Origin of the sequence: Paratractidigestivibacter sp. (assembly GCF_052362415.1) — a bacterium.
GTDB lineage: Bacteria > Actinomycetota > Coriobacteriia > Coriobacteriales > Atopobiaceae > Paratractidigestivibacter.
In genome coordinates, this window is sequence record NZ_DAWEMK010000050.1 from 10,860 (window position 1) to 11,743 (window position 884).

Genomic DNA, 884 nt, shown 5'->3' on the forward strand with positions numbered 1-884 from the left:
ACGAGCTCGGGGGCTACCCCGTGGTCATCCGCCCGTCCTTCACCCTGGGCGGCGCCGGCGGCGGCATCGCCTACGACCACGACGACCTGCTGCGCATCTGCGAGCAGGGCCTTGCGCTCTCGCCCGAGACCGAGGTCCTCGTCGAGCAGTCCATTGAGGGCTGGAAAGAGATCGAGATGGAGGTCATGCGCGACGTCGCCGGCAACGGCGTCATCGTCTGCTCCATCGAGAACCTCGACCCGATGGGCGTCCACACCGGCGACTCCATCACCGTGGCTCCCTGTCAGACGCTCAACGACTACGAGCTCCAGCGCCTGCGCGACTATTCCATCGCCATCCTCGAGCGCGTCGGCGTCGCCTGCGGCGGCTCCAACGTGCAGTTCGCGGTGAACCCCGAGGACGGCCGCGTCATCGTCATCGAGATGAACCCCCGCGTGAGCCGCTCCTCCGCCCTGGCCTCGAAGGCCACGGGCTTCCCCATCGCGAAGATGGCGGCGCTTCTTTCCGTCGGCTACACGCTTGACGAGATCCAGAACGACATCACGCACTCCACGCCCGCCTGCTTCGAGCCCTCCATCGACTACTGCGTGGTCAAGATCCCGCGCTTCGCGTTCGAGAAGTTCAAGGGCGCGAGCGACCGCCTGAGCACCCGCATGAAGGCCGTCGGCGAGGTTATGGCCATCGGCTCCACCTTCGAGGAGGCTATGCAGAAGGCCATGAGGTCGCTCGAGCAGGGTCACGCCGGCCTCGGCGCGGATGGCAACGACGACTTTGAAGAGGAGAACTTCGCCCAGAAGGTCTCCACTCCGACCCCGGAGCGAATCCTCTACGTGGCCGAGGCCCTTCGCCGCGGCTGGTCGGTCGAGCAGGTTTTCGCCGCCACG

1 protein-coding gene is annotated in these 884 nt (G+C 66.6%); it reads left to right on the forward strand.

All coding sequences use genetic code 11. From position 1 onward, the window contains the following. On the forward strand, positions 1 to 884 hold an 884-nt coding region (locus ACT84W_RS06420; RefSeq protein WP_444328607.1), incomplete at both ends, for an ATP-binding protein.